The organism is Nostoc sp. LEGE 12447 (assembly GCF_015206985.1).
Lineage (GTDB): Bacteria > Cyanobacteriota > Cyanobacteriia > Cyanobacteriales > Nostocaceae > Nostoc.
In genome coordinates this window covers 428,384-445,451 of the sequence record NZ_JADEXT010000002.1, presented here as the reverse complement: position 1 = coordinate 445,451, position 17,068 = coordinate 428,384, and the positions used below count along the sequence as shown (strand labels likewise).

The following is a 17,068-nucleotide window of genomic DNA, read 5'->3' as shown; positions in this document are numbered from 1 at the left end:
GGATCATTTCCTGGGTAAGTGGCGATCGCTTACCCAAAAATCAGAATTGGTGCTTTTTATTTAAAAACTGCTTCTATCTGAGGAATGATTTTTATAAACTAGTAGAAATATTTTAGACCCAAACATATAGTTTCTTGTCAAAATCCACACATTTATCTTATTTGTTTTAAAATCAAAATTACACGCTTAATCTAATAGTTCTTTACAGAATTTAGTGAACCAAAAAAGTCAAATTACTACATTCAAACCTGATATTTAAAACAGGAGATGGATTTGTCATGACACAGCAAAATGCTACTCGACTTTTTCAAGCCGTAAAAAAAGATCAAGCATTGCAGCAAAAGCTTAAAGCAACAGCTGATCCAGAAGCTTTCATCAAGATTGCTAAAGAGCGTGGTTATGACTTCACAACTGATGAACTGGAAAATGAAATCAACAAGTTATCAGAAGAAGATTTAGCCGCCATTGTCAATCCAGGATGGGGAACTAGACGGCACATTCTTCCTAGATAATTCCTATTCTAGGAAACTGAAAATATATGAACAACTGAATTGACAAGTTTTGCTCCTCAAGGGGATACCGTTGCATCATCTCCTTTAGGGGCATTTCTGTGAAATTAAGCAACTCTGCTTCCCATCTCCCCACCTGCCCAATACTGCTCGGATTTTGCATTTTTAACTCGGAATTGAGTTTTGGGAAAAGGTTAAAGGGTAAAGGTTTTTCCTTTCCCCTTCCCCTTTTCCCCTTAACCGACAATTATTGCCCACCTGCCTAACTCGTGAGTTAGGATGGCTATATTTTAATCAGGTGATATGGAAAGAATAGAAGTTGAGCAAAGAACTATTTTAATTGGTTTGGCAGGTAGCCACGGCTATGGTTTAAATCGTCCTGATTCGGACTTTGATTATCGGGGAGTATTTATCGCGCCCAAAAGGTACTACTTGGGATTTGATCGTATAGAACAAAAAGATACTGGTTGGGATGAACCAGGAATATTTTCATTCCTGGATGGCAACAAAGACACAGTTATATATGAATTAAGAAAAATCCTTCTGTTATTAGCCGGCGCGAATCCCAATGTTTTAGAATTGCTCTGGTTAAATAACTATCCTTTTGTAAACGCAGTTGGACAGCATTTAATTAATCATAAGCAGCTATTTTTGAGCAAGAAGGTAAAACATACTTACACTGGTTATGCCTTTGCTCAAATCAAAAAGATGGAAACTCATCGTAAATGGTTGTTAAAGCCACCACAAAAAAAGCCAATACCATCTGACTTCGCCATAGAAAACGAAGCCCCCCTCAGCAAAGATGAGCTAAATGCTTTTCTGGAGTATCTTTATAATTTAATCAGAGGACGGATTGAGTTTTTGGAAGAAGCGGAACAGTTATACAAATTGCTGACGGCAGATATTGATTTTAAAGGAGTGTTAAAACAATATACTTTACCCGATGAAACTTTAGAATATACTCAAAATTTAACCAATAGCCGTAAAGATTTTATCCGCCTGCTTCAAAAAAGCCAAAATTATCAAATAGCTTTAAGAGAATGGAAAGCTTACTTATCTTGGCAAGAAAATAGAAATCCGGCTAGAGCAGAAATGGAAAGAAAGTCAGGTTTTGACCTCAAACATGGTATGCACTGCATTAGATTATTACGCAGTGGAGTAGAAATATTGCGTCAAGGTGAAGTGATTGTAGATAGAAGAATAGCTGGTGATGTTGAAGATTTAAGAGCTATTTTGAAGGGTGAGTATTCTTATGAGCAAGTGATGAAAATAGCAGAAGATTTAGTCGCTGAAATGGAGGTTGTTTACGAACAATCTACCCTCCCTCACAAACCTGATTTAGAGGAAATTAATAAGTTGTGTATGGAATTGGTAGAAATGCAGAATTGGTGATTGGGCGCATTGGGGATTGGGTATGGGGCATGAGGCATTGTTAATTAGTTTCTTCCCCATTCCCTATTCCCTATTCACCATTAAATACTGTACATTAAATCAGCAAACCCATAGAGGCTGATGATCAGCAATAACGATGCTGTTAGTTGGGTAATTCGCGCCTGGGGTGAGGGCGCGATCGCTTCCCGTACTAAAATAGAAATAGATGCCCCAACTACTAGGCTCAAGCCTAAGATTAAATAGGGTATGTCCGGTAAAATTGTGGCTATTGCCAGCATAGCGATCGCTAATAAAAGCATCAATAATTCTACAAACCTGGGTGGGTTGTATTGGCTAGATAAAACAAAGCTGTTGAACCAAAAAGACCAAAATCTCATAGTCAGTGTTGAATATTGTTAGCGGTAGCGGGGACTTTAGCCCGTGCTGAGTTAAGAGTTGTTAGTTATGAAGCAGCTTTCCATTCAAAACTTTTAACTCCTAACTCCTCACTTCTAATTTTTAACTTCTAGCCCCTAACTTTTGACCTGTGCCGTTTTTTTGTGCAGCATCACTTTCTGGTAATTCTACGCCAAAGACGCGGCTAAAAACTTTGGCGACTTTGTAGCCAGAATCAATCGATTCTAAGGGGTCTTTCCGCAGTCTGTGACGCAAACATAGGGTAATCACACGGCAGATATCATCAACTGTAACTTCAGTGCGTCCTTCATAAGCTGTTAAGGCTTTCGCGGCGCGGTTACTAACAATGTCACCCCGCAAACCATCTACATCCAATTCAGAACAGACTTCAGAAATTTTTACCCGCAGTTCATAGTCAAGTTTCACTTCTGGCAAAAGCTGTTGAGCATTGACAATTTGCTCTTGCAATGCTTCTTGCTGGGGTTTGTAGCTTTCGAGAAATACTAGAGGATTTTGGTCAAAATCTGCCCGTTGTTCTACGATTTGCACCCGCAAGGCTGGTTCTTTTACGGTGTGAATTTCTGCGTGCATCCCAAAGCGATCGAGCAGTTGCGGGCGTAGTTCGCCTTCTTCAGGGTTTCCAGAACCCACAAGAACAAAACGCGCTGGGTGACGGATAGAAATACCTTCGCGTTCTACAGTGTTCCATCCACTCGCCGCCGAGTCGAGCAGCACGTCTACGAGGTGGTCATCTAGTAAGTTGACTTCATCTACATAGAGAATACCCCGATTAGCCTTTGCCAGTAGTCCTGGTTCAAAGGCTTTGACACCTTCAGATAAAGCTTTCTCAATGTCGATTGTGCCACAAACTCGGTCTTCTGTAGCTCCTAGCGGCAGGTCTACCATTTGGACTTTTTTATGAGCTACAGGAATTTCCGCCCCTTGTTCTAAGAGTTGGCGAACTTCATCGCTCATCAAGTCGGGGTCGCTAGGATCGCTACTGAAGGGGTCATTGGCAACCACAGAAATTTCTGGCAGCAGATCCGCCAGCGCCCGGATAGTTGTGGATTTACCGGTACCGCGATCGCCCATGATCATTACACCACCAATTTTGGGGTCAATCACGTTCAATAGGAGCGCCAGTTTCATTTCTTCCTGGCCCACAATTGCCGTAAAAGGAAATACCACGCGACGCGCACTTGCCGTGGATTGAGCAGTTGGACTCACTAAATTACCTTAACAATATTTTTCTTATTACAGTTCTCTATTGTGACACAGGTGGGGTGTGGGGGAGTGTGAAGATCAGGGGGAAGGAGGAAGGGGGCAGGGAGAGCAGGGGAAGCTAACGAAGAAATTCTTGCCCTCCCCATTTCCCATTTCCCATTCCCCATTCCTCATTTCCCATTCCCCATTCCTCATACCAATATCTATTGGGCACAAATGCTTACTAGCTGCGTCAACTATCTTAATATTGTCTGCTTTAGTTTTTCTGGTGCAAAAGTTCCATAAGCAGGGAACGAACAACTACCAACTCATCAATCCTGTACTAAGCATAAATACTTGTAGACTATATGGTTAGTAGATTCAATCGTAAAAGCGAGCAATGGCGTGTGTGGGTAGCTAATGCACCATTCAAATTTATGAAATCACTTTTTATTATTCAAAGTTGGCGGCGACTACTTAAGTATCTTTTTCCGATTCTCATTTTAATATCCTTTTTTACAGTATTGTTGGTGGACAGTTTCACTCCTGCGATTACCGAAGGTGGGGGCTTCAGTGCCATCGCACAGATACCCCGTCAAGAAATTCGTGGGGTTTGGATGACCACCAATGATTTTGACACTCTCAAGGATCGCTCCAAAGTCCAGGATGCGGTAAGTCAATTACGACGGCTGAACTTCAACACAATTTATCCTGTAGTGTGGAATTCTGGTTATGTGATGTATCCCAGTGCGATCGCACAACGTGCAGGTATCCAACCTTTTATCTATAAAGGTTCAGATGGACATGATATTCTTGCAGACCTGATTAACCAAGCTCATCGTAAAGGATTGCTAGTGATTCCCTGGTTTGAATTTGGTTTCATGGCTCCCCCAACGTCAGAACTAGCACTGAATTATCCTGATTGGTTCACACAAAAGCGGGATGGTAGCCAAACTTCTATCAGTGCGGCTGGTGAGGTTATGTGGCTCAATCCGTTCCTTCCGCAAGTACAACAGTTCATCACCAACCTCGTGCTGGAAACTGTCACTCAATATGATGCCGATGGCATTCAGTTTGACGATCACATGAGTTTGCCTCACGAATTTGGTTACGACCAATATACAGTTGCTTTGTACACCAAAGAAACCAAGAATGCTCCCCCAAAGAATTCCCAAGATGCGGCATGGGTAAAGTGGCGGGCAGATAAAATTACGGCTTTCATGGTACAACTTAACCAAGCTGTGAAGCAGAGAAAACCCCAGGCGATTTTCTCTGTTTCTCCTAATTACTATGATTTTGCTTACAAGTTTCACCTGCAAGACTGGCTGAGTTGGATACGGCAAAATATTGTGGACGAGTTAATAGTGCAAGTTTATCGTCCGAATCTGCAAAGTTTTGTGGCTAATATTTCTCGCTCAGAAATTCAAGAAGCCCAAAAAATAATTCCAACTGGAATTGGTATTATGACTGGGTTACGAAATAATCCAGTTCCTATGCAGCAAATTAAGTCTCAGGTGCGGGCTGCCCAAGAACGCGGTTTAGGCGTAACTTTCTTTTATTATGAAAGTCTTTGGAACGATGCTCTAGAACCCTTAAACGAGCGACAAGTTGGATTTGGAAGTCTCTTTCCATCTCCTGCACTCCGCGCCAGAATTGAATAACTTTTCTGTTGAAGATTACGTTAATAGACTATAAATTAACGTTTTTTTGTCTAATAGTAGTGCGATGTCGCCTATCATTCTGAAAGGCTTAGATTCCTAGCTTCTGCAAAGAAGCTAGGAATCTTGTTAGATAAAGCCCAAAATAGCCTAATTTTACTTTCAATGGTGCGATCGCCTCAATTAAAGTCTTTATTCATACATTTAATTCTAAATAAATATCCTGATAATTAGTTAGACAGTATATAGGTTTGGGAATACTGACAATTAGGGTAATGGATTGCTGCAATCCTTTGAGTTAGAGCTAGTTCCAGCCTCTCCCCTAAAGCACAGTCTTTCTAAGATTTTACTTATTATGAAAACCGTTGAAGTTACCTATGCAGGTCTAATCGAAGTTAAAAGGGGTGAGACTCCCAAAGAGCTATACTCTCATCAGAACGAAGCAATTAAAGCACTGAATGAAACTAATAAAGATGCCTTTGAAGGCTTGCTAGTTCTACCCACAGGTGGCGGAAAAACTTTAACAGCAGTTCACTGGCTACTACGTAATTTTATTAACAACAAAAAAAAGGTTCTGTGGATTGCTCATCGTCATGAACTACTTGACCAAGCACTTGAAACAGTTCGACTTAGTGCTTATTCGTCATTAGTGAGTAATGTATCAGGATTTAGATATCGTATTATCTCAGGTCATCCTAAACACGGACGACCTGTACACATTGAACCCAGTGATGACATTATCATTGCCAGTAAAGATAGTCTAAACAGTGGGCTTGATTACTTGTTGAAAAACTGGGTCGGTCACTTACAGGAAGTTCTCTTGGTTGTAGACGAAGCGCATCATGCAACAGCTAAGACCTATCGTAAATTGATTAATGCTGTCAAAGATAATCTAATGAAGCGAGGTCATGATAATGGCTTTCAAATGTTGGGGCTAACAGCTACTCCCTTCAGAACAGATGAGAGTGAGAAGGGTTTGCTAAAGTTAGTTTTTCCCAAAGATATTATTTTTTCAGAACACCTGAGAAACTTAATCGCTAAGGGAATCCTTGCTGAACCGATTTTTGAAAACCTAGAAACGAAGATAGAGATAAAGAAAAAATTGACAGCCAGGGAAATCAAAAATATTGAAGACTTTGACAAACTGCCAAAAGAGATTGCTGAGGAGATTGCTAAATCTTATGAACGTAACAAAATAATTGTTGATCATTATATCAATAATCGGGAAAAGTACAAACCTCTTCTGATTTTTGCAATCGATGTCATACACGCAATTGCGCTAAACAAGCTGTTTACAGATAAAAAAATTAATTCTGATTATGTTGTATCTTCGGTTAAAGATTTAGCTACAGGTACTACAGTTGCTGCAACAGACAATAAAGGGAAAATCCAAAAATTTAGAAATGGAGAGCTTGAAGTATTAATCAATGTAGAAATATTAACTGAGGGGACAGATTTACCTAACGTACAAACTGTTTTTCTTACACGACCTACTGCATCTACAATATTAATGACACAAATGATAGGGCGGGCTTTACGCGGACAAAAAGCAGGTGGTACAGAAAAAGCCTATGTAGTAAGTTTTATTGATAACTGGGAAGACAAAATTAACTGGGTTAATCCAGAAAAGCTTCATTTTGAAGATGATGCAGAATTTATTGAGAAAGATATTCCATCAGCTAATAGAACTGCTCGGCTAATCTCTATTGAGATGATCGAGGAATTCGCCCGCATCATGGATGAATCAATTGATACTACTGGGTTAGAAAAATTAGTGTTTTTGAAAAGAGTTCCTCTTGGAATTTATCGTTTTTCCATTCTTGAACCATCTGAAGGATATGAGCCTAAGCCTACCAACTATGATGTGTTGTTATATGACGACACAGAAGAGGCATACGACAACTTTGTACAGGATTTGAAAATTATATTTCACAGTATTGATTTACAAGATAGGGAAATCTTAACCCAAGTAGAACTTGAATTTCTTTTGAAAATTGCAAAGGAAATTTATTTTTCTGACTATCAAACTCTACTGGGCTATAGAGATGAAGATGTAAAAAATATCTTACGTTTCTATGCTCACAAGGAACAAAAACCAGAATTCTTAGCCTTTAGTGAGAGAAGAAAGTGTGATTTATCTATTGTAGCAAGGCATATCTATGACAATTCTTTAGGCGGTAAAGCAGAGGCTGACTATATCAAATCACTTTGGAATGATGAAAAGTCTTTTTGGCAAGTCCTATTCAGTTACAATAAGCTATATTTCATGAAGCAGTTGGCTATTGAAATTATGAAGATTGCAGACCCAGAAATATATGGTGATGATGTAGTCGGATCATTACCTACTGTAATTCCTGACACTATACCAATAGAAAAGTTAACTCTATATGAAATCAAAGAGCGAGATATTGTTGAGTACAGAAAAATTAAAAATGCTGTATTCACCAAGCACACAGATGCAAAAGGATTTATAACTTGTGCAATCAGTGGAGTTAAAAGTCAGATGCGGAGAGATTTCCAAATTGATCACATTAAACCTATGTCTCAAGGTGGTTTAACTACAATAGATAATCTGCAATTGCTGACACGTAAAGCCCATGTAGAGAAAACCCGTAAGGAGAATACAAGACGATAGCCTTCTAGGGATATCTTTGTATCCGTAGGTAATCTGAAATTTTCTGGTTTGGCAGGTTTAAAATGTATGGTGTCACTCAAAAGAGACTTATGACCTTAACCCTGAACTTGCCACCAGAATTAGAACAGTATCTTGCACAACAAGCTAAACAGCAATGGCTTTCTGTTGAAACATATATATACTTTACTTTGCAGATTTTGTAAGAATACATTTTACAGAAAGAGAAACAGTCTAAATTGGACAACTCAAAAATCTATTCATCGTTCACATCTTTAAATATAGATTTTAAATCTCGATAACCATGATTATTTTGAAGCTGCTGTTTTAGCGAAGGCATTAGCAGAAAAAAAGCAGCAACAGATAGTTGATAAAGTTACATTCGCATTTACTGAGGTAAACCCAGAACTTGCTGATGGAAATAGTGAAACCCAACATTATATTAGGCTAACACTGGGTTTCACAGAATTTAACTACCTTGATTAGGCGGTATTTCTTCAGGTGGTGCTTCCGCCGGGGGAGCCAGTACCGCATCCGGCGCAATTTCTTCTACAGGAATCGGTTGCTTATCCTCAATTTCAAAATCTGGTTGCGCTGCTTCCACTAATTCAGGAGATGGGGGATGTGGTGGAATCGCTTCTGGTACACTCTCGGTTTTGGCTTCAATGTCAGTAGTAACTGTCTCCTCTGCTGGTTTTTCTGGTATGACAATAGTTTTGTCAATAATTTCAACAGCAGGTTTCTCTGATAGTACAGAGGTAATGTCTTCTGGTTTGGGGGTTGTGGATGTCTTTTTACTCACAGTCTGTTGCACTTTATCTTTCGCGCCACTGAAGGTGCTACCCAGACCTTTTTGCAACTGGGCCAGCCGTTCTTGAAGGGACAATTTATTTACCTGTTCCTGAATTCCAGCTTTCACTGTCTCAGGACTGGGTACTTGGGTTTGTTGTGCCTGGGGGGTCAGTTGGCGACGTAATGATAGAGTTTGCCAGCCAAACCAGACCAAAAGAGCCACACTAGCCACATGACCCAGCAACAAACCTCCAGTAATGCGTGGTGCAAACACCCATAAGACTAAAGCATAGAATAGCCCTACGCCACTCCAGATAAAGTCATTCTTGCGATGGATTTCTGGAAAAAAGAAAGCTGCTATATAAATGGCTAAACTACCAATACCGACCACCAAAGCTAGGACAAATGCCAGCATTATTTGGTTACTCCTTACTGCGTCCTTTGACTATTTCAATTTTGCAAATTTTGTCAGTCAATTGTTGATTTAGATACAATTTAAAATTAATTAGCCGTGTTAGTTGTGGATTTTTGCCCTTTATTCAACTCTTAAGGTCTTCTTTAGGGGAGAACGGAAAATATCGGACTACCCTTAAAGTAAAAGGATCTGCAAGAGAGTTAGCCAGAAATTTTTTATGACACTACAAAGCTTTGGTGTGATTGGATTAGCCGTTATGGGTGAGAACATCGCTCTAAACGTAGAGCGCAATGGCTTCCCAATTGCAGTTTACAACCGCTCCCGAGAAAAAACGGATGCGTTTATGGCGCAGCGTGCTACAGGACGGAACGTCAAAGCCGCCTTTACTCTAGAGGAATTCGTTGCCTTATTGGAACGTCCCCGCAAAATCCTAGTAATGGTGCAAGCTGGTAAACCAGTGGATGCGGTGATTGCTCAACTCAAACCCTTGTTAGAGGAAGGCGATATCATTATCGACGGTGGCAACTCTTGGTTTGAAGATACGGAACGACGCACTCAGGAATTAGAACCCGCTGGGCTTCGGTATCTTGGTATGGGTGTCAGTGGCGGTGAAGAAGGGGCGCTGAATGGCCCATCTCTGATGCCTGGAGGTACAACAAGCTCTTACGAGTTTCTATCACCAATTTTCAACAAAATTGCTGCCCAAGTCGATGATGGCCCTTGTGTAACCTACATTGGTCCTGGTGGTTCTGGTCACTATGTCAAAATGGTACACAACGGCATTGAGTATGGCGATATGCAGCTAATTGCTGAAGCCTACGACTTGCTGAAAAATGTCGCTGGATTAAACCCCAGTCAGCTACATGATGTGTTTGCTGAATGGAATACCACCGATGAACTCGATTCATTTTTGATTGAAATTACGAAGAATATCTTCCCATATATTGACCCAGAAACAAATAAACCCCTGGTGGATTTGATTGTTGATGCAGCCGGTCAAAAGGGAACTGGACGCTGGACTGTGCAAACTGCGTTGGAATTGGGAGTTGCTATTCCCACAATTACAGCAGCAGTTAATGCCCGGATTATATCTTCGATTAAAGATGAGCGGGTTGCAGCATCTAAAGTCCTCACAGGCCCCAGTGGCAAGTATGACGGGCAAACTAAGGACTTTATCAACAAAGTACGCGATGCTCTCTATTGCTCAAAAATCTGTTCTTATGCTCAAGGGATGGCGTTGCTATCCACAGCTTCAAAAACATATAACTGGAATTTGGATCTGGGCGAAATGGCGCGGATTTGGAAAGGTGGTTGTATTATTCGCGCTCGCTTTTTGAATAAGATTAAGAAGGCTTTTAGCGAAAATCCAGCTTTGCCTAACTTGCTGTTGGCTCCCGAATTTAAGCAGACAATTCTTGACAGACAAACTGCTTGGCGGGAAGTGATTGCGACAGCTGCAACAGTAGGAATTCCAGTACCCGCATTTAGCGCCTCCTTGGATTATTTTGACAGCTATCGCCGCGATCGCTTGCCTCAAAATCTAACTCAAGCACAACGCGACTACTTTGGCGCACATACCTACCTGCGTCTTGACAAGCCCGGAAGTTTCCATACTGAATGGGTACCTATTGCTGAAGCTGGTAAGTAAGCTTTTGCACATCTGTATCAGAATATTGTGAAAGGTTAGTCAGTTTCAAAATACAGATTTAATAGTGGCTCTGAGTTTCAGAGCCACTTTTTTTATAGAACCGCAGAGGCACAAAGAACGCAGAGGAAGAGAGGAGGATAATAGCAATTCTCTACTGTTTATTGATTTTAAGGATTATTATTACCAAGATATTTGGCTTTTAATTCTTCTAATTCTTGATCTATTTCGTTTGTACTCGTTGGCTGAGATGTAGGGGTTGGTGATTGTATTTTATTTGGTTGAGGTTTGTTGCCACCCATAAATTGAGTTTTCATTTCCTCTAATTCTAGATCGATTTGACTAGGAGATGGCGATACAAAAGCGGGTGGAGAATTGGGTGGTGATTGAGGGATAGGCTTTGGCTTTATCGCTGGCGTGGCTGCTACTTGCGAATGTTGATTTAAGTCTTTAAGAACTTCATCTACTGTTTGATAACGCCGAATGGGAATGCTTTCTAGCATTTTGTTGAGAATGCGGCTCAACTGATTACTAATAGGAGTTTTCAAATATTGCTGCCAAACCCAAGTATCGTTGTTGATATCATAAGAATCGAAGGGCGATCGCTGAGTTAATAAATTAATACAGGTAGCACCCAAGCTGTAAATATCGCTGGCAAAAACAGCCCTACCTCTCATTTGCTCAGGGGCAACATATTCTGGGCTACCAATGCTAGTACCAGTTTGATTTAAGGCGTTGCCAATGGCAGATTTAGCTGCACCAAAATCTACTAATACTAGTTTGCTATCACCGCTACGTAAAATAATATTTTCTGGCTTAATATCACGGTGAATTACGTGTCTAGCATGACAAAATTGTAAAACTGACAATAAATCATTTAATAGTTGCCGGATTTGCGTTTCATTGAAAGCACCTCTATGTGCCAATTCCTGGGCTAAGTTGTGCCCGTCAATAAATTCTTGTACAAGATACTGACGGTCTTCTTGGGTAAAATATGCCAGGAGTTCGGGAATTTGGGGATGTTTACCCAATTCATCTAACTGCACCGCTTCTTGGTTAAATAACTCTACAGCTTTTGCAAGAGTGTTAGTGCCTTGGGATTGGGGATAAAATTGCTTAATTACACAGCGTGGTTTTGAGGGTTTATCTTCATCCACAGCTAAGAAGGTTCTGCCAAAACCACCTTGTCCGATTGGTTTGATAGCACGGTAACGTTCTTTGAGGAGTAACTTAGAACCGCAAGTCCGGCAAAACTTGACATCATTAGGATTTTCAGGCTTGGGACAATGGGGATTAAGGCAGTAGCTCATACAGGCGATCGCTCTTATATGTTCTTATTTTCTCCTGTCCCAGGCAAAAGAGTGTAATTAAGAGATTTTGGATTTGTGTCATGCAGAAGAGGGAAAACCGGGTGGAGGAATGATGAATCAAAAGAATCTAAAATCATCAAGAGCAATGGCTACGACGGCTACGCCTACGCACTGCTAAACTACCCCATACCTTCCATAACTGGATGGAAGTAGAAGGCAAAGCCTAATACTGTATAAGCAGCTAATAACAAAGTGCCTTCGAGCCAATTGGATTTACCATCAGAACTAATACTGTTTGCAATCAACACTGACACAACCACAGCAACTAATTCAAAGGGTTTGAAATCCAAATCCATTGGTTTACCCAATATCCGCCCTGCTATTACCAACACGGGCGCGACAAATAAAGCAATCTGCATACTCGATCCCACAGCTACAGAAAGGGAAAGATCCATCTTATCTTTCATCGCCACGGTGACTGCTGTGGCGTGTTCAGCTGCGTTACCGACGATGGGAACCAAAATTACCCCTGTAAACAGCGCTGTTAAACCTAGCTGAGATGTGGCCACTTCTAGAGAATCGACCAACATTTCTGACTCAAGTGCCACTAGCAAAGTACATACTAATAGCACGCTAACCCACAACATCATATTTGGTTTAGCATGAGGGGCTTCCTCTTCTTCTATCTCCGCTACACCCACGTCATATAAATAAGAGTGGGTTTTCATTGAAAATAGCAGCGTTAGGGCATAAACCAGGATTAATACTACAGCAACAGCAATAGAAAGATTTTGCAGTGTTTGTTCGTTAATTCCTTGAGAGGTATAATTCATCGCCGTTGGCATCAAAATGGCAATCACTGCTAAATTCATCGAAGCAGCATTCACCCGCGCCACAATTGGCTGAAATGTCTGTTCTTTGTAGCGCAGTCCTCCCAAAAGCATGGAAAAACCCATTACCAGTAGTAAGTTGCTGATAATCGATCCCGTGATACTGGCTTTGACGACATCTATTAACCCAGCGTTCAGCGCTACTAGGGCGATGATTAGTTCTGTTGCATTACCAAAGGTGGCGTTTAACAAGCCCCCCAATGACGGCCCCACTACGACAGCAATTTCTTCTGTGGCTGTACCCATCCAAGCTGCTAAGGGCAGGATTGCTAATCCAGCTGTAATGAAAACTATCAATTCTCCCCACTCTAGAAAGTGGGCTGCTACAGAAACTGGGATAAACAGTAATAAAACGAAAAGAATAATGTTTTTGGTTGACATTTGTTGTTTTGGGTTGAGGGTATCATTCACAGCGAGCAATCCTAAATTTTAAATTTGGAGTGTTGAATTAAAAATTACTTTCACTCATCACTCCCATAGGATACTCTCAACCACCTGTAGACCAATTCAGAAATTGTACTGTTTTCAGTTCACTACAGCGTATGTAAAATAAGATTGCGATTTAAGGAGTTTTTGTAATCTTTTGTTGCAAAACTATGAATTTGAGCCAAAATATTACACCAACAATGGGGTTTAATATATTAAAAGACAATTAAAATTTTGATTGGCGCTGCTAACGAGAAAACCCCTAACTGAGGCCTTCTTCAATGGCTAATTACTTTGAGCCTTCAGGGAAAGGGCTGTGCGATAACGCAGATTTCCCACTACAATAAAACCGCTTTGTCAAAAATTTGGTTGGATTCCATAGTTGTTGTTTATACCGGATTTTGTGTGAAAACCATTGTAGAAAGGTTTACGCACAATGTTTTCGGTGCAACTGCAAGTTTTTTGTTTTGGATAAATATACATGACTTCTGCTGCTGAAATGCCAGCTAGCTCTGGCTCAACGTTAACATTACATTCAGATCCCAAAAACGCTTACGAAACCGATCCCCTGAGAAAGGCTAATGGTGTTTATGTGACGGTGCATGGTCATTTTTACCAGCCACCGAGGGAAAACCCTTATCTGGACGCAATTGAACGCCAACCGAGCGCTGCACCTTTCCATGACTGGAATGAGCGGATTCATTGGGAATGCTATCGCCCGAATGCCTTTGCCAGAGTCTTAAATGACCAAGGCGAAGTGGTGGGGATCGTCAATAATTACGAGTATTTTAGTTTTAATATCGGGCCGACGCTGATGTCGTGGCTAGAACGCTACGATGTGGAAGTTTATCAGCGTATTTTAGAGGCGGATGCCAAAAGTAGCCAACGCTTACATGGTCACGGTAATGCGATCGCGCAAGTATACAATCACATCATCATGCCTCTGGCGAATGAACGCGACAAATATACTCAAATTCGCTGGGGTAAAGAAGACTTCCGCTCCCGCTTTGGACGCGATCCCGAAGGGATGTGGCTAGCGGAAACTGCTGTAGACTACGCCACCCTAGAAGCCCTTGTTGCTGAAGGTATTCGCTTCATTGTTCTTGCACCGTCTCAAGCACTGCGTTGCCGCCCCCTCCCTACTCCAGATCATCCTCATCCTGAATGGATCGAAGTCGGTGGTAGTCAGATTGATTCCACCCGTCCTTATCGTTGTTATTTGCAGCCCACACTCGATACTTCATCATCACCTCTGAGTGCGATCGCCACTAGCCCCAACGATAGTAGTACAGAAGAATTACCCTACATTGATATCTTCTTCTACGATGGCCCGATATCGCGCGACATGGGTTTTAGTGATGTAGTTTATAACTCCAGTCACTTTGCCGGACGTATCGGTTCCGCAGTCCGTGGGGATCATCGTCTGGCACAGTTAATCTCGGTGGCGACAGATGGGGAAACCTTCGGACATCACAAGAAGGGAACAGAAAAAACTTTAGCCTACGCCTTTACCAAAGAGTTTCCTCAACAGGGTTGGACGGTAACGAACTTCGCCCACTACCTGAGCTTAAATTCTCCCAGTTGGGAAGTGGAATTGAAGTCAGTCACAGCCTGGAGTTGCGCCCACGGTGTCGGCAGATGGGAGGATGACTGTGGTTGCGGTGGTGAAGGCGGTGTTTGGCATCAAAAATGGCGTCGTCCCTTGCGGGATGCCCTCAATTGGCTGCGCGATCAGCTAACTGAGGTTTATGAGGAACATGGTAGGCAGTTATTTCGCGATCCCTGGCAAACACGAGATGAATATATCCAAGTAATGCGCGATCGCTCTGCTACCAATGTCAACCGTTTCCTCGCCCGTCATCAAACCCACAAACTAACAGCAGCCGAACAAGTAGACGCTCTGCGCCTGTTGGAAATGCAGCGTCACGCTTTGTTAATGTTTACTAGTTGTGGTTGGTTTTTTGAAGAAATTTCCCGTCCAGAGGGGACGCAAATTCTGCGCTACGCCGCCCGTGCTTTGGAATTGGCAGGGGAAGTGGCTGGCGTACAGTTAGAAAAAGGCTTTGTCAAACGTCTTGGTTTAGCCCCCAGTAATGTCGATGAATTCAAACACGGTGCAGAAATTTATCGGCAACTCGTGTTAACTGCCCAGCTTGGCTTTAAGCAAGTAGCATCCCATTACGCCATTACTTCCCTATTTACCAATCAGAAACCATCACAGACGCACAATTCTTTGCCTAGAAAAGATGTTGCTGACAAACAATCTCAGCGTTACCACAAAAAAGTTTATTGCTATGCTGCCAATGAGCTAGATTACCAACTGCAACGGATGGGATCGCTAACTCTGGCTGTAGGAAATTTAAAGCTGGTATCAGAGATTACTTGGGAAAGTGAGCATTTGGTATTTGCGGTTCTGCATTTGGGAGGCTGGGATTTCCACTGCTGCATTCAACAATTTACTGGGCGGCGTGACTACAGCCAATTAAAAGAAAAGCTGTTTGGGGCACTAAAACAAGCTAGTGCGGCTCATACTATCTTGGCGATGACACAGCTATTTGGCGAAGAAGCTTTCAGCTTACAAAATCTATTTGCTGAAGAACGCCACCGGATTATGCGGTTGCTTAGTCAGGAAACACTGACACGCTTAGGACAGTTGTATACCCAAGCCTACCGTGATAATTATGGAGTGCTGATGGCGTTTCATCGAGATGAAATCGCAGTACCACAAGAGTTGCAGGTAGCAGCAGATATTGCTTTAGGGCATCGCTGTCTGATGACATTGCGATCGCTAGAGCAAGATATTGCCGATCCCCAAAAGAGTTGGAGTCACATCTTAGAATTGGAAGCGATCGCTACTGAAGCAAAACATCTGCGTTGTCGGCTGAATATTCCCGACGGTAAGCAGATGTTAGAACAGTTAATTGCGCGATCGCTCTGGCAATTATTGCACGATGCCAATGGTAGTTTTAATGCAGATATCCAACTATTGGAGCGGTTGATTGATGTCGGGGATCAACTAAATATTGACATTTCCCTACAGCGATCGCAGGAACTATACTTTAGTTGTCTGCACAGTCAAATAGCGCCGGTGTGTATTACTAGCGTTGGGAATGAAGGAGATAATCAGTGTCTTCAGTTGCTCAAGTTGGGCAAGAAGTTAGCCGTTGATGTTAGTGCGATCTCCAATCAGTTGGGATAAATGTAGGGACGCACGGTAAAAATCTCACGCAGAGAGAAGGGGAAAATTTTCCCCTTCTCTTTTTAATTTTCTTTACTTAGCCTGAGAGCGATCGCAATGGTAGGGATAAAGCCACTCACACCTGAAGAGTCCAAATGTATGTTTCTCAAAAAAGGTTCCTGCATGGCGGCTACGTGATATATCGATCCCAGCTTTAGTTTTAACCTCGTATAGCCAGGGAAAGACTATTACTAAAACAGTCATAAAAGTGAAGAGGTAAAGAATTGTAGTTTTAATATTGGGGAATCTTCGGTAATTGCTATTGTGATTTAGAGGCATAGAAATAAGAAACGAATAGCCCACACAATTTTAGCCTAATGCTGAAAATATCGCCGGAAGCGGGGGTCAATATTATCTGTTTTCTGCTGATTGCAGGTAAGACAGAGAGTTTGTAAATTGCTGATATCATTTTGACCACCACGGGCAAGGGGAATGATATGGTCAATGCTGAGGTGAGTTTCTGTAGTAGTTTTACCGCAGCTTTGGCATTGATATTTGTCACGTTCAAAAACATATTTCTTGACTTCCGGCGGGATACGAATACGGGGAGTTTTGCTCATTT

At 41.7% G+C, this 17,068-nt stretch carries 13 protein-coding genes; 6 read left to right on the top strand and 7 right to left on the bottom strand.

Annotated features, from left to right (window positions below):
- The first annotated feature begins 278 nt into the window (after positions 1-278).
- Together IQ274_RS04395 and IQ274_RS04390 are read left to right on the top strand one after the other, a co-directional pair.
- Positions 279-512 (top strand): Nif11-like leader peptide family natural product precursor, encoded by a 234-nt coding sequence (locus IQ274_RS04395; protein WP_012412345.1) that lies wholly within the window; start codon positions 279-281, stop codon positions 510-512.
- A 300-nt stretch (positions 513-812) separates the two neighbouring features.
- Positions 813-1,901 (top strand): DNA polymerase beta superfamily protein, encoded by a 1,089-nt coding sequence (locus tag IQ274_RS04390; protein ID WP_163929428.1) that lies wholly within the window; start codon positions 813-815, stop codon positions 1,899-1,901.
- A gap of 80 nt (positions 1,902-1,981) precedes the next feature.
- Here the strand turns inward: IQ274_RS04390 and IQ274_RS04385 are convergent, their stop codons facing one another.
- Together IQ274_RS04385 and bchI are read right to left on the bottom strand one after the other, a co-directional pair.
- Positions 1,982-2,278, bottom strand: coding sequence for a hypothetical protein (locus IQ274_RS04385; RefSeq protein WP_163929427.1), 297 nt, complete (start codon positions 2,276-2,278; stop codon positions 1,982-1,984).
- A gap of 121 nt (positions 2,279-2,399) precedes the next feature.
- Positions 2,400-3,524 (bottom strand): magnesium chelatase ATPase subunit I, encoded by a 1,125-nt coding sequence (gene bchI / locus IQ274_RS04380; RefSeq protein WP_163929426.1) that lies wholly within the window; start codon positions 3,522-3,524, stop codon positions 2,400-2,402.
- A gap of 413 nt (positions 3,525-3,937) precedes the next feature.
- Between bchI and IQ274_RS04375 the strand changes: the two genes are divergently transcribed.
- Both IQ274_RS04375 and IQ274_RS04370 read left to right on the top strand, forming a co-directional pair.
- Positions 3,938-5,161 carry a glycoside hydrolase family 10 protein gene (locus tag IQ274_RS04375; protein WP_228058026.1) on the top strand — a complete coding sequence of 408 codons (1,224 nt, stop codon included), beginning with the start codon at positions 3,938-3,940 and terminating at the stop codon, positions 5,159-5,161.
- A gap of 352 nt (positions 5,162-5,513) precedes the next feature.
- Complete coding sequence (locus IQ274_RS04370; protein WP_194141529.1) at positions 5,514-7,793, top strand: DEAD/DEAH box helicase family protein; 2,280 nt, start codon at positions 5,514-5,516, stop codon at positions 7,791-7,793.
- Positions 7,794-8,259: 466 nt separating this feature from the next.
- On the opposite strand, the gene IQ274_RS04365 is transcribed toward IQ274_RS04370, so the two are convergent.
- On the bottom strand, positions 8,260-8,997 hold the full coding sequence (locus IQ274_RS04365; protein WP_194141528.1) for a Ycf66 family protein: 738 nt from the start codon (positions 8,995-8,997) through the stop codon (positions 8,260-8,262).
- Between the two features lie 217 nt (positions 8,998-9,214).
- Here IQ274_RS04365 and gndA point away from each other — a divergent pair, with 217 nt between their 5' ends.
- Positions 9,215-10,645 carry an NADP-dependent phosphogluconate dehydrogenase gene (gndA, locus tag IQ274_RS04360; RefSeq protein ID WP_012412521.1) on the top strand — a complete coding sequence of 477 codons (1,431 nt, stop codon included), beginning with the start codon at positions 9,215-9,217 and terminating at the stop codon, positions 10,643-10,645.
- Between the two features lie 167 nt (positions 10,646-10,812).
- Here the strand turns inward: gndA and IQ274_RS04355 are convergent, their stop codons facing one another.
- Both IQ274_RS04355 and cax read right to left on the bottom strand, forming a co-directional pair.
- The gene (locus IQ274_RS04355; RefSeq protein WP_194141527.1) at positions 10,813-11,952 is read right to left on the bottom strand and encodes a serine/threonine-protein kinase; all 1,140 of its coding nucleotides are present in this window, start codon (positions 11,950-11,952) and stop codon (positions 10,813-10,815) included.
- A 179-nt stretch (positions 11,953-12,131) separates the two neighbouring features.
- Positions 12,132-13,223, bottom strand: a complete 1,092-nt coding sequence (gene cax, locus IQ274_RS04350; protein WP_163930916.1) for a calcium/proton exchanger — start codon at positions 13,221-13,223, stop codon at positions 12,132-12,134.
- 526 nt (positions 13,224-13,749) lie between these two features.
- On the opposite strand from cax, the gene IQ274_RS04345 reads away from it, so the two are divergent.
- Entirely contained in the window at positions 13,750-16,467 is a 2,718-nt protein-coding gene (locus tag IQ274_RS04345; protein WP_194141526.1) for a DUF3536 domain-containing protein, read from the top strand.
- Positions 16,468-16,539: 72 nt separating this feature from the next.
- Here the strand turns inward: IQ274_RS04345 and IQ274_RS36280 are convergent, their stop codons facing one another.
- On the bottom strand, positions 16,540-16,785 hold the full coding sequence (locus tag IQ274_RS36280; RefSeq protein WP_228058025.1) for a hypothetical protein: 246 nt from the start codon (positions 16,783-16,785) through the stop codon (positions 16,540-16,542).
- Positions 16,786-16,820: 35 nt separating this feature from the next.
- Positions 16,821-17,066, bottom strand: coding sequence for an HNH endonuclease (locus tag IQ274_RS04340; protein WP_163930912.1), 246 nt, complete (start codon positions 17,064-17,066; stop codon positions 16,821-16,823).
- Positions 17,067-17,068 lie beyond the last annotated feature (2 nt).